A 586-nucleotide genomic window follows, 5' to 3' on the forward strand; every position below is an offset into this window, starting at 1 on the left:
GTTGTGGAACAGATTGATGAGCACTTGTTCTAGTTCAACGCTGTGAATGGCGAGCCTCACCTCGTGGTCGATCGTCGGTACTTTGAGCGTGACGCCTTGCTTGATCAACTTATTGCTCAATATGCTGGTGGCATTGTGCACCGCATCGTGGAGTATCGACACTTCATTATGAGGTTCATGAGAAGTTTTACGGGTGAAGACTTTTAGCCTAGCAATGACCTCGGCAATAGTCTCGTTTAGCGAGAGCATCTTGTTTAAGTTGTCTGCGACCATCGGGTAGCGTTCCATCGACAACAAGCGCTGGGAGTTTTCGGTGTAAGTTCTCAGCGCGGCAAGTGGTTGGTTTATCTCGTGGTTGATACTGGCAGACAACTCTCCCAGCAAAGCAAGTTTGGCGGCTTGAGTCAGCTCTTGCTGAGTTTGTCTTAGCTCTTGCTGGCTTTGTTCATACTGACTAACCGTTTGCTGCAATTTGTGGTTTGCTTCACTTAGTACAACCGTGCGTTGCATGACTTTTTCTTCCAAGCTCACATTGAGATTGGCAAGACGTGCCTTGTTTACCAGCATCTGAAACCATGCCAATGCG

Annotated in this window: 1 protein-coding gene; it reads right to left on the reverse strand. The window is 48.0% G+C overall.

The window, feature by feature from the left end:
- The coding region (locus R7093_RS26710) for a sensor histidine kinase (protein WP_411913261.1) at nucleotides 1-586 on the reverse strand (586 nt) is incomplete at both ends.

This window comes from Vibrio sp. 1580 (assembly GCF_033340055.1).